Annotated in this window: 13 protein-coding genes; 8 read left to right on the plus strand and 5 right to left on the minus strand. The window is 41.4% G+C overall.

Annotation, left to right across the window (positions count from 1 at the left end):
* Positions 1–18 precede the first annotated feature (18 nt).
* Positions 19–1,203, plus strand: a complete 1,185-nt coding sequence (locus B9Y69_RS05265) for a chloride channel protein (protein WP_085471916.1) — start codon at positions 19–21, stop codon at positions 1,201–1,203.
* Between the two features lie 426 nt (positions 1,204–1,629).
* Here the strand turns inward: B9Y69_RS05265 and B9Y69_RS05270 are convergent, their stop codons facing one another.
* From B9Y69_RS05270 to B9Y69_RS05285, 4 genes are all read right to left on the minus strand, one after another.
* On the minus strand, positions 1,630–2,352 hold the full coding sequence (locus B9Y69_RS05270; RefSeq protein WP_085471917.1) for a menaquinone biosynthetic enzyme MqnA/MqnD family protein: 723 nt from the start codon (positions 2,350–2,352) through the stop codon (positions 1,630–1,632).
* Positions 2,345–2,971, minus strand: a complete 627-nt coding sequence (locus tag B9Y69_RS05275) for a histidine phosphatase family protein (protein ID WP_085471918.1) — start codon at positions 2,969–2,971, stop codon at positions 2,345–2,347. The genes B9Y69_RS05270 and B9Y69_RS05275 overlap by 8 nt, the downstream gene beginning before the upstream one ends.
* A 5-nt stretch (positions 2,972–2,976) precedes the next feature.
* Positions 2,977–4,170 carry an aminofutalosine synthase MqnE gene (gene mqnE, locus B9Y69_RS05280; protein ID WP_085471919.1) on the minus strand — a complete coding sequence of 398 codons (1,194 nt, stop codon included), beginning with the start codon at positions 4,168–4,170 and terminating at the stop codon, positions 2,977–2,979.
* A 156-nt stretch (positions 4,171–4,326) separates the two neighbouring features.
* Positions 4,327–6,162: an ABC transporter ATP-binding protein gene (locus B9Y69_RS05285; protein WP_085471920.1), complete on the minus strand. Its 1,836-nt coding sequence runs from the start codon at positions 6,160–6,162 to the stop codon at positions 4,327–4,329.
* A gap of 240 nt (positions 6,163–6,402) precedes the next feature.
* Between B9Y69_RS05285 and B9Y69_RS05290 the strand changes: the two genes are divergently transcribed.
* From B9Y69_RS05290 to B9Y69_RS05310, 5 genes are all read left to right on the plus strand, one after another.
* Entirely contained in the window at positions 6,403–7,563 is a 1,161-nt protein-coding gene (locus B9Y69_RS05290) for a pyridoxal phosphate-dependent aminotransferase (RefSeq protein ID WP_085471921.1), read from the plus strand.
* Positions 7,564–7,583: 20 nt separating this feature from the next.
* Entirely contained in the window at positions 7,584–8,423 is an 840-nt protein-coding gene (locus tag B9Y69_RS05295; protein WP_085471922.1) for a prephenate dehydrogenase, read from the plus strand.
* 237 nt (positions 8,424–8,660) lie between these two features.
* On the plus strand, positions 8,661–9,512 hold the full coding sequence (hisG, locus tag B9Y69_RS05300) for an ATP phosphoribosyltransferase (protein ID WP_085471923.1): 852 nt from the start codon (positions 8,661–8,663) through the stop codon (positions 9,510–9,512).
* A gap of 1 nt (position 9,513) precedes the next feature.
* Positions 9,514–10,797 (plus strand): histidinol dehydrogenase, encoded by a 1,284-nt coding sequence (gene hisD / locus B9Y69_RS05305; RefSeq protein ID WP_085471924.1) that lies wholly within the window; start codon positions 9,514–9,516, stop codon positions 10,795–10,797.
* 146 nt (positions 10,798–10,943) lie between these two features.
* Complete coding sequence (locus B9Y69_RS05310) at positions 10,944–12,239, plus strand: NAD(P)/FAD-dependent oxidoreductase (RefSeq protein ID WP_085471925.1); 1,296 nt, start codon at positions 10,944–10,946, stop codon at positions 12,237–12,239.
* 32 nt (positions 12,240–12,271) lie between these two features.
* Here the strand turns inward: B9Y69_RS05310 and B9Y69_RS19085 are convergent, their stop codons facing one another.
* Positions 12,272–13,252 (minus strand): hypothetical protein, encoded by a 981-nt coding sequence (locus B9Y69_RS19085; protein WP_144036500.1) that lies wholly within the window; start codon positions 13,250–13,252, stop codon positions 12,272–12,274.
* Positions 13,253–13,475: 223 nt separating this feature from the next.
* Between B9Y69_RS19085 and lpxB the strand changes: the two genes are divergently transcribed.
* Together lpxB and B9Y69_RS05325 are read left to right on the plus strand one after the other, a co-directional pair.
* Positions 13,476–14,597 carry a lipid-A-disaccharide synthase gene (gene lpxB, locus B9Y69_RS05320; RefSeq protein WP_085471926.1) on the plus strand — a complete coding sequence of 374 codons (1,122 nt, stop codon included), beginning with the start codon at positions 13,476–13,478 and terminating at the stop codon, positions 14,595–14,597.
* Positions 14,598–14,649: 52 nt separating this feature from the next.
* Positions 14,650–15,288 (plus strand): hypothetical protein, encoded by a 639-nt coding sequence (locus tag B9Y69_RS05325; RefSeq protein ID WP_234991106.1) that lies wholly within the window; start codon positions 14,650–14,652, stop codon positions 15,286–15,288.

The following is a 15,288-nucleotide window of genomic DNA, read 5'->3' on the forward strand; positions in this document are numbered from 1 at the left end:
TCATTAACGTATTGAAGTATGTCTCTATCAGCACTATCCCGTAATCTTATTTTTAGATGGCTTTTAAGTATTGTACTTATTGCCTTTCTTGTTGGCAGCACCTCTGCCCTATTTCTCTATTTGCTAAACGCGGTCACGAATTACCGTCAACAACATCTCGTTCTCATCTATCTTCTTCCCTTAGCGGGTGTATTTATAGTGTGGTTGTATCAACGCTATGGATCTGCTTCACAAGGTGGGAATAAGTTAGTACTCGCTGAGTTTAAAGCCCCCAGCGCCGTATTGCCTTTCCTTATGGCTCCACTTATATTTGTCACCACATTAATCACCCACCTATTTGGCGGATCCGCTGGACGTGAAGGAACAGCTATTCAGTATGGTGCCACTATTGCAGATCAGTTCTCGCGCTTCTTACCGGGAAGTGCGGAAGATCGAAGAACGTTACTTTCTTGTGGTATTGCAGCTGGGTTCGCCTCGCTTTTTGGCACACCATGGGCAGGCTTATTCTTTGCAATAGAACTTGTCGGTTGGCGCTACTTTAACTATAAGCGACTGTTGGCAACAATGGCGACCGCTTTCTTGGCTTTTTATGTGTGTAATATTTACGGAAACCAGCATACACATTACCCACAATTGACCGATTTGCCGACCATGTGGAGTTGGCTACATTTCGGAAGTCTTTTGCTTGCCGCAGCTTTCTTCGGTTGTACGGCATATATATTTATACAGTTTAACAGTTATCTTCACCAGGCTTTTTCTTTCATAAAGCAACCGCTCTTCCGTCCAATCCTGGGCGGCTCTATCGTTGTTGCCTGGGTTCTATTATCGCATACAACACGACATATTGGTCTTGGTATTCCAACCCTAGTCTCGGCCTTCGACAGTGAACTGCCGGCCTATGATTTTGCGGTTAAATTAATCCTTACCACCATCACGCTTAGTTGTGGCTTTAAAGGTGGTGAAGTAACACCTTTATTCTTTATTGGTGCGACATTAGGAAATGCTCTTGCTTTATTTATACCGCTTCCAATGGCACTCCTCGTTGCGATGGGTTTTGTCGCGGTGTTTGCAGGTAGTACCAAAACACCCTTAGCTTGTGCAATCATGGGCGCCGAACTATTCGGTGTAGACGTACTTCCGTGGGTTTTGGTTGCTTGTGTTGTGGCCTATGTGCTCTCTGGCAAGAAAAGTATTTATTCGTAGGTAGAGTGTAGTTGGTAGATTATTGTTTATAGATTGTAGTTGGTAGAGTGTAGTTGGTAGATTATTGTTTGTAGATTGTAGTTGGTAGATTGTAGTTGGTGGTTTTGTAGAGCCACAAGATTTAGCTCCGCTGAGCCCTTCGGGGTTTGTGGCTAGTTGGTGGATGGTGGTTTGTGCCTAGCTCGTAGACCGGAGTTCGTTGCTTGTGGTTCGTGATTTTTAATTCGTCATACGTAGGGGCTGGGCTTGCCCCCGCCCTCCTTCACAATTAGCAATCGTTTCCTTTTTTCAGTAATTTATGAATAATCAAAAATGGGCGACCGCAAGGGTAGCCCCTACATGGAAAGAAAACCATACGAATAGATTAGTTTCTGGTTGCGTTCTTGGTAATAAATACTATTGGAGGAGCACTTTTGCTTGCACAACCTACAAGCTCCGATACAATTCCAAATACTTTTGAATCGCTTGCCGTTTGGCATCCGTTAAATGAAAATCAAGATTCTTGGTAAGATACTGCTTATAGTCAAAATTAGGATATACAGGCAATCCTTCAATCACGTCCTCGGGGTGAGATACGCCAGCAGCAAGTGCTTCATTGAAAACCTGAACAAAAGATGATGGTAATGATTTATTCGCTACCCATACTGCATAAGCAAAAGGCAAACCGGTCATCTCTTTCCAGTAATAGCCCATATCATAAACATAAGGCACCTCTTCTTTCTTTCCGAAGGTCCGGTCTCCGATCAGGACATAAGCATCTGCTTCACCATGCTCTACAACCTTAACTTCACGTTTCCAATAATGCTTTAAGAGAATCTGTGCCAAGCCATTTGAAGTACGTGACTGCTTATCCAACAATAAAGAATTAATCTCTGTTATTGGTTTATTCGAAAATATGAAGACAGAGTCTACAGCACCATCACTCCCAATACAATAGTCACCAATAATCTCGTAATGTTCTAATCTTGCCAAAGCTGCTACCGGAATAATTCCCATATCAGCTTCATCCTCCAATACTTTGCGGGCGCATTCACTTGGATAATCTACCGATAGATCAATCTGATCCATAACCACCGGAGAAGCTTTTATCCCCTGAAGAAAGGGTAATGTATTGGTGTAGGATACTGCAGATATGCGTATTTTATGCATCGCCTAACTCCTCTAAATGTTTAATGTTGTAATGATCAATAATGGTAAATACGTCATCGGAATATTCCAATACATACAAGGCCGTGTTCGTATGCGGGAAGTCATCCATGAGATTGACCGGTATATTGGTAAGGTGGCACAACATAATCCGCAACGCACGTCCATGCATACATACCAAAACAGTCTCCTCATCGTGTTGTTTCAACATATGAGCAATCGCCTCCTTCTGTCGTTCAACTAGTGCATTCGGAGACTCCCCCGCTTCTATACCTAAGTCTAGATCACCAGCGCGCCACGCCGCAACAACTTGGTTAAATCCCGCCATAATCGTTTCATCTTGTTCCTTCCCTTCGTAAACGCCCCAGCTAATCTCATCCAATCCTATCAGCTCCTCGGAAGGAATTCCTAAATCAAGAAAAGACTGTACCGTTTCCTTCGTACGAAGCAACGTCGAAATATAAACCTTATCAAAGGGGATATCCTTATAGGCGTCAAAGAAAGCCTGTGCCTGCTCTCTTCCCGTATCATTGAGCGGTGAGTTTACACCACGTCCCTGCACGATCCCTCTCCGATTCAAATCGGTCTGTCCGTGCCGGATAAAATAAAATATCTTTTTCAATTTCTTTATTCTACTACAGGTAAAGAGTAATACTTGGGTTTGTTTTCTGTTTCAAAAACAACATCCTTGAAGTCCGTTATAACGCCATAAAGCGTGTCTCGCTCAATTGGGTGACGACCTACCTGTCTGATAAGTTCAACCAACTGTTGGGTACTCATTGCAGGCGTTTGTTCCTCTGCGCCAGCCATCGAGTAAATCTTGGTCGTATCATCTAATGTGCCATCAATATCATCAACACCAAAAGCAAGTGAAAGTTGAGCTGTATCTCTCGATATCATTGCCCAATAAGCCTTTATGTGCTCAAAATTATCTAAATAAATACGAGAAATGGCGTAATTCCTCAAATCTTCAATAACCGATACTTCCGGTACATCCGACATTTGGTGCCCTTGGTTTCTAAACTTTAATGGAATAAAAGCCTGAAAGCCTCCCGTTTTATCTTGTAATTGCCGAAGGCGGTCCATATGGTCCACCCGATGCTTAAACTCCTCAATATGCCCATACAACATCGTCGCATTGGTACGCATGCCCAAACTATGTGCTTGTTCGTGAATATCCAACCATTGCTCTGCCGTACACTTATCGCCCGCTATCTTTTCACGGATTTCTGAGTCGAAAATCTCAGCGCCACCACCAGGCATTGAATCAAGTCCACATTCCTTTAAATATTTCAAGCCATCGTAGTGACTTAATTTAGCCTTTTTAAAGATGTAGTAATACTCTACCGGTGTAAGTCCTTTGATATGAAGATCAGGACGATGTGCCTTACAGCGCTTAAAAAATTCGGCATAAAACTCAAGGTTCTGTTTCGGTACCACGCCCCCTGTAATATGAACTTCGGTAACCGGTTCCCCATCGTACTTTTGCACGATCTCCATCATCCCATCGACATCCATCTCCCACCCTTGTTCGCGCTCTTTAATCAAGCGCGAATAGGCACAGAACTTACAGTCGTACACACATACGTTCGTAGGTTCAATATGAAAATTACGATTAAAATAAGTTTTGTCACCGTGTCGCTTCTCGCGAATAAAATTTGCGAGGGCACCAAGGTAACCAAGCTCGCCTTTTTCATATAGTAAAACGCCTTCATCGAAGCTGATGCGCTCTCCTTGGATTACCTTCGTGGCAATCGCCTTTAAATCTGCTGATAAATTATGATCTTGAATTAAAAACTCAAGCTTTTGCGTTGCATTCATTTCTATCTCCTATCTAAACAAACTTAGCTATTTTTCTTTTAAAAACCGCCTAAAAAGGCAAACAGATGCACAATAAAGCGAAGAAAATATGGGTGCATTTCGCTGCTCTAAATGACTGGCACAAAAAAAGCGACTCACCAGAGTCGCTTTAAAATATTAATCTACAAACTGTTGCATATCAATCAGGCGTTTATATAATCCGCCTTTCGCAATAAGCTCCAGGTGCCCTCCTTGTTCTACCACAGTACCGTTGTCTATCACCACAATTTTATCGGCATTTTGGATCGTACTCAAGCGGTGAGCGATCACAACAGTTGTTCTATTCTCCATCAGTTTATACAAGGAATCTTGAACTAACTTTTCGGATTCGGTATCCAATGCCGAGGTTGCTTCATCCAACAACATAATCGGTGGATTTTTAAGTACAGCACGGGCGATACATATACGTTGTCGCTGCCCTCCCGATAGCTTCGCCCCACGATCGCCGATATTCGTATCGTAACCACCTTCAGTTTTCAGGATAAACTCATGGGCGTTTGCAATGCGAGCCGCTTGCTCCACTTCTTCCTGCGTCGCACTTTCATTTGCAAATGCGATGTTATTATAAATGGTATCGTTAAATAAAACAGATTCTTGATTTACGGTTCCGATCAACGCACGTAAAGATTCCTGCTGTACATCGCGAAGATCTGTACCATCAAATAAGATCGCTCCGCTTGTTACATCCATAAAGCGCGGAATAAGATCTACCAACGTAGATTTCCCACCTCCGGAAGGCCCCACCAAAGCGACTGTCTTTCCTTTAGGGACTTCTATATTAATCGCTTTTAATACCTCCTTTTCGCCATAAGCGAAATGCACATCTTTAAATACAATAGACTGCTCAAAAGATTTTAAAGCCACCGCGTCTGGTTTGTCGTTCACGTGACTCTTCTCATCAATAAGATCAAGCACACGTTCACCTGCTGCAATACCACTGTGGATATTTGAAAAAGCATCAGTTAATGCCTTCGCAGGTCTCATCACTTGTGAAAAAACAGCAATATATCCGATAAATTCAGATGCTTTTAAATCACCCTGACCACTTAAAACCAAATTACCACCATACAACAAAATGATAGCCACCATCACTACGCCCAGCAATTCGGAAACGGGAGAGCTCATTTGTTGACGACGTGCCATACGACGCATAATCTTTGAATAGCTTGCACTCTCGTTATTAAATTTATCTTTTACAAACGGAACGGCGTTAAATGCTTTAATGATCTTTATGCCTGACAAAGCTTCATCCAAATATGAAATCATATTGGCGTATGACTGTTGTCCTTCGCGTGCTTGCTCTTTCAATCGCTTTACAATCCGCGATATAAAAAATGCCGAAACTGGAATAACTAATAAAGAGAACAAAGTCAACTTCGCCGACAAAGAAAAAAGTACAAAGACATAAGCAATCAACTGTAGTGGCTCTTTAAACACCACTTGTAATGTTGCTGTAACAGAGAACTGTACCACCTGAACGTCTGATGCGATTTTTGAAATCACATCTCCTTTACGCTGGTTCGTGAAATACGCTAAATCCAGATCCATCACATTATCGAAAACAGACTTGCGAAGATTCAGCAACGTATGGATACGTAGATTTTCCATGATACGCTGCGAGAGGTAGCGGAACACATTACTTAAAAATACAGAGGCAATAATAACGATACAGACGTACTTTAATGCTTCATAGGGTCCTAATTCATAATACAGCTTATCTGCATAATATGTAAACCATCCACCTAGATCATCCAGACCTGATGGTTTTTCTGCGACAGCTACAGGCTGCAGGTCTGCATCTCCAGTACCTTTGAACAATACTTGCAGCAAAGGCACTAATAGAGCGAGATTTAACGTTCCAAAGATGACTGTAATAATGGTACAGATAATATATGGAATTGCGTATTTCTCAATAGGCTTTGCAAACGATAGCAGTCTAAAATAAGTTTTCATGTAATCCGATAAGCTACAAAAGTAATAAAAACCATACTCAAATAAACATATACGCTGAAATGAAACGAATGTTTATTTCAATTATGTCGTTTATTTAACATACGTTTACGGAGATTAACACAAACAACCACTCTTGAGGCCCACAGTCGTCGCCATATAAAAGAGATAATATTTTACCTTAACTTGTCTACAAGTCTTATAGATAATCTGTAATTTAGGCAGCTTAAATCGCAAATCAGAATGGATATTAAAGTCGCAAATAGACTCCTAGCAACAGAGGAGTACTATTTCTCGAAGAAACTTAGGGAAATTGACGCCATGAATAAATCTGGCGCTCAAGTCATTAACCTCGGTATCGGAAGTCCAGATTTACCTCCGCATCCCGATGTTATCAAGGTATTGAACGAGGAATCGGCCAAGGCCACCACGCATGGTTATCAGAGCTATAAGGGCTCTCCTGTGCTACGGCAAGCTATGGCCGACTGGTATGCGCGCTATTATCATGTGCAACTTGACGCCGAACGAGATATTCTTCCCCTGATCGGTTCCAAAGAAGGAATAGTACACATTTGTATGACCTATTTGCAAGCTGGTGATGAAGCTTTGGTTCCCAACCCAGGGTACCCCGCCTATACCAGCGCCGTGCGTCTTACAGAAGCAACGATTGTTCCGTATGAACTTTGTGCAGAAAATCAATGGCTCCCGGATTTAGAGGCCTTGGAGAAACGTGATCTCTCCAAAGTGAAACTTATGTGGATCAACTATCCGCATATGCCAACAGGTGCACTTGCTACTTATGATCTTTTCGAGCGCGTCATTGCTTTTGGTAGAAAGCATAACATTCTTATCTGCCACGATAATCCATATAGCTTTATCTTAAATGATAAACCGATGAGTATCTTTTCGGTTCCGGGCGCAATGGATGTAGCCATTGAACTGAACTCTCTTAGCAAATCATCCAATATGGCTGGTTGGCGTGTCGGTATGCTCGTTGCTCATCCGGACCGTATCGCTGAAATTATGCGCTTTAAGAGTAATATGGACTCCGGTATGTTTCTTCCTCTTCAACTGGCTGCGGCCGTTGCATTACAATTGGAAGCCACTTGGTACACGCAATTAAACGAAGAATACGGAATAAGACGTAAAAAAGTGGAAGCTATAATGGATTTGCTTGGTTGTACCTACGATCCACAACAAGTTGGTCTATTTGTATGGGCTCGCATACCTGACGATGCAACAGATTGTTACGCTGTAACAGATGATGTATTAGATAAAGCACATGTCTTTATTACACCAGGGGGAATCTTTGGCTCTAGTGGGAACCGTTATATACGGATTAGCCTATGTGCCAAGACGGAAGTATTGGATCAAGCGATCGAAAGAATTAAAACTATTCGCTAATAAACGATAGAACAACGAACATGAATATTGCTATAGTTGGTATCGGTCTTATTGGGGGCTCCATCGGAATCCGCTTAAAAGAGACCCAATTTGCTCAAAAAATAATTGGTGTAGAAAAAAATGAAGCCAACCAAAAGAAAGCGCTTCAGCTCGGTCTAGTCGATGAGATTCTGCCCTTAGAGGAAGCGCTTAAACAAGCCAAGATTATTATCCTGACCATCCCGGTTGACGCTATAGTCAAAATACTTCCGGGTTTACTCGATAAGGTTACCGATCAGGTCGTTATTGATATGGGATCGACCAAAACAAATATCTTACGCACCATTGCCGATCACCCAAAACGTGGTCGATACGTGGCTGCACATCCAATGGCAGGAACGGAGTATTCAGGTCCAGAGGCAGCTGTCCCGGGATTATTCAAAGAAAAGGTGATGGTTTACGTTGAAGCCTTTAAATCGGACGAAGATGCTTTCGAGCTCGCTGATGCGGTGACTGAACAATTGGAAATGAAAACCTCGTTCATGAATGCCGATGAACACGATGAACATACCGCTTATGTGTCACATATTTCGCACTTAACTTCTTTTGCTTTGGCATTAACAGTTTTGGAGAAAGAAAAATCACAAGGGCGTATTTTTGAATTAGCTGGTTCCGGTTTTCAATCAACAGTACGTTTAGCGAAATCGTCGCCGGAGATGTGGACGCCGATCTTTAAGCAGAATCGTGAAAATGTGCTTGAAGTATTGGAAGAACATATCAAACAGCTTCAAAACCTCTATAATAAACTAGCGGCTGAAGATTATGAAGGATTACATAAGTTAATCAAGAAATCAAATAAGATAAAACGCATTATAAAGTAAATAAAGGGCTATTGTTGTAAGAAATTAATATTTATTTCACCAAATACTTGATATCTCTACAGCAATAGCTTACATTTGCTATATTATTAATAAAAATGACACCATTGTTCACTATTCATACACATATGCATCATCGCCAGTTTGGCGATATGTAATGTTTATGTTTCTACGTGAAGCAGTTTCTCCCCCGGTGTATTTTTTCTGTATTATTAATAATAAAAAGCAAAACCTTATATTTTGAAAAATCTTAAAATAGCTATCCAAAAATCGGGTAGATTAAACGAAAAATCTGTACAATTATTAAAAAACTGTGGTTTAGATTTCGAGAACTACAAAAGCTCCCTCATTACACGTGTCAATAACTTTAACCTAGAAATCCTCTTCCTTCGGGATGATGATATTCCCGGTTACGTTGCGCAAGGCATAGCAGATTTGGGTATTGTTGGGGAAAATGTAATCGATGAAACACAGGTCGAAGTCTCTTACCTACAACGGTTAGGATTTGGCAAATGTACGCTTAAGATTGCCGTTTCTAAAGATTCTAATATTGAGCAGCTTTCTGATTTAAATGGAAAGTCTATCGCAACATCCTATCCTGTAATCCTACAAGACTTTTTAACTTCAAAGGGCATTAATGCCAACATCCAAGAAATCTCTGGTTCTGTAGAAATAGCGCCAGGACTAGGCCTTAGCGATGCAATCTGTGATATTGTTTCGACTGGTGGAACCCTTAAAAGCAATGGTTTAAAACCATTTATCGACGTTAAAAACTCAGAAGCCATTTTAATTGGACGCAATGGAATTGCTGAAGATCCTACACTATGTGAACTTTTGCAACGGGTACAATCGGTACTACGGGCGAAAGAAACCAAATATGTGGTTCTGAATGTCGAGAAGGTTAACCTCCCACAAATTACGGAACTTCTGCACGGCGTCAAAAGCCCGACGGTAATGCCCTTGGCAGAAGATGGTTGGGTGGCTGTACACACCGTTATTACGGAAGATGATTTCTGGGATAAGATCAATAAGTTGAAAGCTGCTGGTGCACAAGGTATCGTGGTGATGCCGATCGAAAAAATCATTATGTAACATGCTAAAAACCTATCCATATAGCACTTTATCCGAAACGGATATACAACGACTGATAACGCGCAATGCCGATGAGAGCCTTCAGGTAACAGATGTTGTGCTCGATATCATATCAAACGTTCGTACGGGCGGCGATTCATCCTTAAAAGAATTGGCTCAAAAATTTGATAAGGTTTCCCTTGATACCCTTTATCTCGATAAATCAGAGATTGAAGACCTAGCAATGCGTATCCCACGGGAACAGCAGCGCGCCCTGGAAATTGCCTTTCAAAATATTCACCGTTTCCACAGCATTCAGGTAAAACGAGAACGCGTGGTCGAAACAATGCCCGGTGTGAAGTGTTGGCGGGAAATTCGTCCAATCGAAAAAGTTGGATTATACATTCCTGGGGGGTCCGCAGTTTTGCCGAGTACATTGCTCATGCTTGGTATCCCAGCACGCATTGCGGGATGTAAAGAAATAGTCGTGTGTTCGCCTCCACAGAAAGATGGTAAGATTAACGGATACGTGGCTTACTGTTTGCATTTACTTAAGATAGAACGCATTTATCTTGTAGGTGGTGCCCAGGCTGTCGCTGCTATGGCCTTTGGTACGGAGACAATACCAAAAGTAGACAAGATCTTTGGCCCGGGAAATCAATTTGTCACCAAAGCAAAAAGCTTGGTTCAAAGTATGACAAATGTAAGTATCGATATGCCTGCGGGTCCTTCTGAAGTACTTGTTATTGCTGATGAAACCGCCAACCCTACTTTCGTGGCGGCCGATTTATTGGCACAAGCAGAGCACGGAGCGGACAGTCAAGCTATACTTGTCGCAACAACAGAATCGCTTATCGAGCGTGTGAATCAAGAGCTTGTGCAGCAATTGGCACAATTACCGCGTCAAGATATTGCGCAAAAAGCAATAGAAAATTCATATGCTATTTTAGCAAACAATCTTGAGGATGCGATGAAGTTCTCCAATAGCTATGCCCCTGAACACCTACTTTTGGAAGTTGCCGAATGGGAACCATTAACGCGGAGGATCTTAAATGCTGGCTCTGTCTTTTTAGGACACCTTACGCCAGAAAGTGCAGGAGACTATGCCTCGGGGACAAACCACACCCTTCCTACATCTGGATACGCACGTGCATATTCTGGTGTATCAGTAGATTCGTTTGTGAAGAAAATAACGTTTCAACATATTAATGAAGAAGGAATAAAGCAAATAGGTGCGACCGTAGAGATCTTAGCGGAGCTGGAGGGATTGCAAGCACATAAAAATGCAGTGACTGTTCGGAAGTAATCCTTTCGATATTCCTCATGCTTTTATCGCGGATAAACGATAAATTTTATCTAATTTTGCACCTTCTTTATAGGTGGTTTGTATATTCACTTATTGCATAGACAACCACCTTATATCGATTGCAGAACAAAACGATCAGTGTATTTATGGCAGACATCAAAAAACATATTGTTATAGTAGGTGGAGGATTCGCGGGTATTAACTTCATTAAGGCGCTAGGCGACAATCCGGCCTACCATGTGACCTTAGTGGATATCAACAACTATAACTTCTTCCCCCCTCTTATCTATCAGGTAGCAACAGCTTTTATCGAATCTTCTAATATCAGTGCTCCTTTCCGGAAACTGTTTAGAAAATACAAAAACTTTTCTTTCCACCTGGGAAAATTAATCCAGATCAACAGTGCCGATAACACGATTGAGACAGATGCTGGCGTTCTTTCTTATGATTATTTGGTATTAGCGACCGGTACAGAGACGAACTATTTTGGCATGGAAAACGTGAAGAAAAATGCGTTTCCCATGAAGAATATGAGTGATGCGTTAGCTATTCGTAATAAAATATTACTAAACCTAGAGGAATATATCCAACGTAAAGACGACCCAAATAGGGACGCCTACTTAAATATTGTCGTTGCTGGTGGTGGTCCTTCTGGTGTTGAGCTTTCCGGAATGATTGCTGAGCTCAGCGATCGTATCATCAAAAGAGAGTACCCTGAATTAAAAGAGATCAAACCAAGAATCTTCTTGGTTGATGCGGGTGCTGCCCTACTGGGGCCGATGAGCAAAGTAGCACAACAGGAGGCAAAACGTGTGCTTGAGAATTTGGGAGTAGAAATTACGTTAGGCGTTGCTGTTAAGGATTACATAGATGATGTCGTCTTTTTAGGGGACGGTACTGAAATAAAAACAAAAACATTACTCTGGACTTCGGGTGTTATTGCACGTGAACTACCGGGACTACCGGCAGAGGTTATCACGCGTGGTCGCCGTGTCTTGGTCGATGAATTCAACGCCGTACAAGGTTATTCTAATATCTTCGCTATCGGCGATATCTGTTTTCAATCGAGCGACCCGAACTTCCCTAATGGTCACCCGCAACTTGCTCAAGTGGCAATGCAGCAAGGTGTATTATTAGCAAAAAACATTGTTAAGAAAGACACAAACAATATATTAAAAGCTTTTTCGTATTGGGATAAAGGAAGTATGGCTGTTATCTCGCGTTATAAAGCGGTAGCCGACTTACCTAAACTATCGTTTACAGGATTATTTGCTTGGTTGACTTGGTTATTGATCCACCTTATCCCTATTGCGGGATTCCGTAATAAAGGGAAGTTAATCGGAAACTGGACTTGGTCCTTCTATTCGGCAAACTCAGGTTTACGACTTATTATCCGAAGTGAGCGAAAACGTGATAAAAACGAAGTACGTACAAATGCATAATAAAAAGGGGCTGGTTAACCAGCCCCTTTTTATTATTTCTTTTTCTTCTTTTTATCTTTCTTCACCACGCTTTCTGCTATTTTTTTTATTGTTTTCTTCAATTTTTTAGCGGATTTATCTCTCTTCTTCTTGGCTTCTTTTTTAGCTTTTTTGTCTTGCTTTGCCTTTTTTTCTTTCTTGGCTTTATTCTCTTTTTCTTTCGCCTTTTCTTTTTCTTTAGACTTATCTTTTAGCTTCGCCGTTTCCTTCACTTTATCTTTGCTTTTGGCCTGTTCAGCTTTTGCATCATCTTTCGATTTTTTTACCTTAAACTCTTCACTATAGCCAGACTCCTTTCGTAACATTTTGACCTCTTTCGCATCGATCGAATTACTTTCTTTCTTAGGTGTCGACTTTTTGTCGCTCTTCTTTACCTCTTTCTCAGCGGCCTTACTCTTTACTCCCGCAGAACTCGTACTATTAGCTTTGAGCACGTTTACGGGCACGATCTCTTTGTTAATCTTTACAGGAATAAGCTCTTTTTTCGGCTCAACCTTGGTCTGTGGAGCAGGTGTACTTTTGCCGACACTTGCTGTAGCCTTTTTAATAGGGGCTTTACTTGGCGTAGCCTTTACGACCTTCGCCTTTGGCGCTACCGCTGTTTTTGCAGCAGGTGTAGCGGTCTTCACAGCTGCAGCCGTTGTTTTGACTGGTGCTGATGTTGTCTTAGATGCCGCCACAGCGGGTTTCGAAGCACTAACTTTCGTTCCAGAAGGTTTAGTTCCAGAAGGCTTAGTTCCCGTGGTTTTGGTTGAGCTTGATTTTGCTGTTGTAGTTTTACCAGCCGCTGCTTCTGGACTGCTTCCTGCACTTGTTGTAGCTTTCGCTGTTACAGTAGCCTTTGTAGCAACCTTCGTTGTTACTTTTTTAGGTGCGGGTTTGGGAGCTGGTTTAGTTACGGGAGTCGTTTTGGTCTCGGGCGTTGTATTTTCTACAGACTGCCCATCCTTTTGCTCATTTTTTTCTGTTGTCATAAAATACCTATTAAGGTTCTATAATAAAAGATAAACAAGGCAATAAGGTTTTTGTTTATCTTATAAATAACAAACCATCCTCCGGTTCGTATTAAGCTAATTTATAAATTATTAATTGATATTTATCTACTGAAGCGATTTCTATTTTATAATCCCCATATAAATTGCGTATAAACGCAATTTTATCTAAGTTTAACTAGAAAAAGAAATTGAGCTTAAGCATATGAAATACTATATAGTTGCCGGTGAGACCTCGGGCGACCTTCATGGCGCAAATCTGATTGCTTCTTTAAAACGGGAAGATCCGCATGCAGATTTTCGTATTGTAGGAGGCGACCAGATGAAAACTGCAGCCGATCAAGATCCACTTATCCACACTTCTGCCATGGCTTTCATGGGCTTTGTCGAAGTATTGATGAATTTAAGCACGATACGTCAGAATCTTAAAGCTGTAAAAGAGGATATTATCCGTTACCAACCGGACACACTCATCCTAATAGATTTTCCAGGATTCAACCTTAAGATTGCTGCGTTCGCCAAAAAGAAAGGAATACGTGTTTGCTACTACATCTCGCCTAAAATATGGGCATGGAATCAAGGTCGAGTTCATAAAATAAAAAAAATAGTGGATCACATGTTGTGTATCCTGCCTTTTGAGGTTGACTTCTATAAAAAATTCAATTATTCAGTAGATTATGTCGGGAACCCACTTTTAGATGCGATCTCCAGCTACCAGTTTAATCCAGCGTTCAAGGAAGATAACGGCCTTAATGAACGTCCTGTTATTGCTTTGCTCCCAGGGAGCCGAAAAATGGAAATTGAGAAAATACTACCAGAAATGGTGGGTTTGTATTATCTATTTCCGGCCCATCAGTTTGTAATTGCCGGTGCCCCCAACTTTGGCACCGATTATTACCAACGCTATATCGGAGACCTTCCTATTCGAGTGGTCTTTAACCAAACGTACGATTTATTACAGGTCGCTGATGCAGCGGTAGTCACCAGCGGTACAGCTACTTTAGAAACGGGCATACTTAAGGTACCACAAGTTGTCGTATATAAAGCGAATGCTTTGAGCATAAAAATCGCTAGACTTCTTGTAAAAGTAAAATTTATTTCACTCGTAAATTTGATTAATAACTTCCTGTCTGTCCGTGAATTAATCCAAGAAGACTGTACGACACGCGCTATCGCCGATGAGCTTAAAGAGCTGATTAACAACAAGGAACATCGCGCAAGTGTATTAGAGAATTACGACATCTTAGCCGAGAAGTTAGGACAACCTGGTGCTTCGCAAAAGGCAGCGAAATTAATTTTTTCTTACACAAGCGACAGTAGTGATTAAACTTTTTTGATGTATCTATACTCTAACGAATAGAAACAAAAATTTAAACACTATGAAAATAAAGCGTTTTATAATTTTGATGTTCGTTGGCCTATTGACTTCTGCCGCGATACAGGCGCAGACCAATACGCAACATATCAGCAAACTTGAGCTGGGGAAAAAGAAAAAACAATATTTTAACGATCGTGATTCATCGTCTGTCATTTATATTGACACATTAATCATGAAGGATAAGTCATCCTTGATATTCATGGGCAAGAAAGATGTTAAATTGGTCGTTAAACATGCTGAAATTGGAGATCGTGCATCGATTAGCGGTATTGCAGGACGAAACAATGCATCGAACTTCGATATTGAAATTAACTTTAAGAAACTAGGTTCGCTTTATGTGATAGCCCGAGGCGAAGATGCAATGAATGGCACACGTACCGATCCGAATGGGGACGGTGGTATCGTGAAGCTTAAATATGATGGCAATGGTATCGCACCACAGACGACAGATAGAAAGAAGAAGAATTACTTGTTGGTTGATGTGTCCGCTGGTGGACGTGCTATAAACCCTACATCGGACCTGAATCAGATCTATTCTAGAATTGCGATGTCGGCACCTGGGCTTCGTGGTTTACCACAAGGACAAATTTATTCGGGTTCCCCTGGTAAGGAAGGAAAAGTAGAAATTGAAAAACTATAA

The organism is Sphingobacterium psychroaquaticum, from assembly GCF_900177625.1.
GTDB classification, from domain to species: domain Bacteria; phylum Bacteroidota; class Bacteroidia; order Sphingobacteriales; family Sphingobacteriaceae; genus Sphingobacterium; species Sphingobacterium psychroaquaticum.

What these genes read in the sequence shown, in the direction of transcription:
- lpxB (WP_085471926.1), top strand. Translation starts at nt 13,476, where the DNA reads ATGAAATACTATATAGTTGCCGGTGAGACCTCGGGCGACCTTCATGGC.
- B9Y69_RS19085 (WP_144036500.1), bottom strand. Translation starts at nt 13,252, where the DNA reads ATGACAACAGAAAAAAATGAGCAAAAGGATGGGCAGTCTGTAGAAAAT.
- B9Y69_RS05310 (WP_085471925.1), top strand. Translation starts at nt 10,944, where the DNA reads ATGGCAGACATCAAAAAACATATTGTTATAGTAGGTGGAGGATTCGCG.
- mqnE (WP_085471919.1), bottom strand. Translation starts at nt 4,170, where the DNA reads ATGAATGCAACGCAAAAGCTTGAGTTTTTAATTCAAGATCATAATTTA.
- B9Y69_RS05290 (WP_085471921.1), top strand. Translation starts at nt 6,403, where the DNA reads ATGGATATTAAAGTCGCAAATAGACTCCTAGCAACAGAGGAGTACTAT.
- B9Y69_RS05325 (WP_234991106.1), top strand. Translation starts at nt 14,650, where the DNA reads ATGAAAATAAAGCGTTTTATAATTTTGATGTTCGTTGGCCTATTGACT.
- B9Y69_RS05270 (WP_085471917.1), bottom strand. Translation starts at nt 2,352, where the DNA reads ATGCATAAAATACGCATATCTGCAGTATCCTACACCAATACATTACCC.
- hisD (WP_085471924.1), top strand. Translation starts at nt 9,514, where the DNA reads ATGCTAAAAACCTATCCATATAGCACTTTATCCGAAACGGATATACAA.
- B9Y69_RS05295 (WP_085471922.1), top strand. Translation starts at nt 7,584, where the DNA reads ATGAATATTGCTATAGTTGGTATCGGTCTTATTGGGGGCTCCATCGGA.
- B9Y69_RS05285 (WP_085471920.1), bottom strand. Translation starts at nt 6,162, where the DNA reads ATGAAAACTTATTTTAGACTGCTATCGTTTGCAAAGCCTATTGAGAAA.
- B9Y69_RS05265 (WP_085471916.1), top strand. Translation starts at nt 19, where the DNA reads ATGTCTCTATCAGCACTATCCCGTAATCTTATTTTTAGATGGCTTTTA.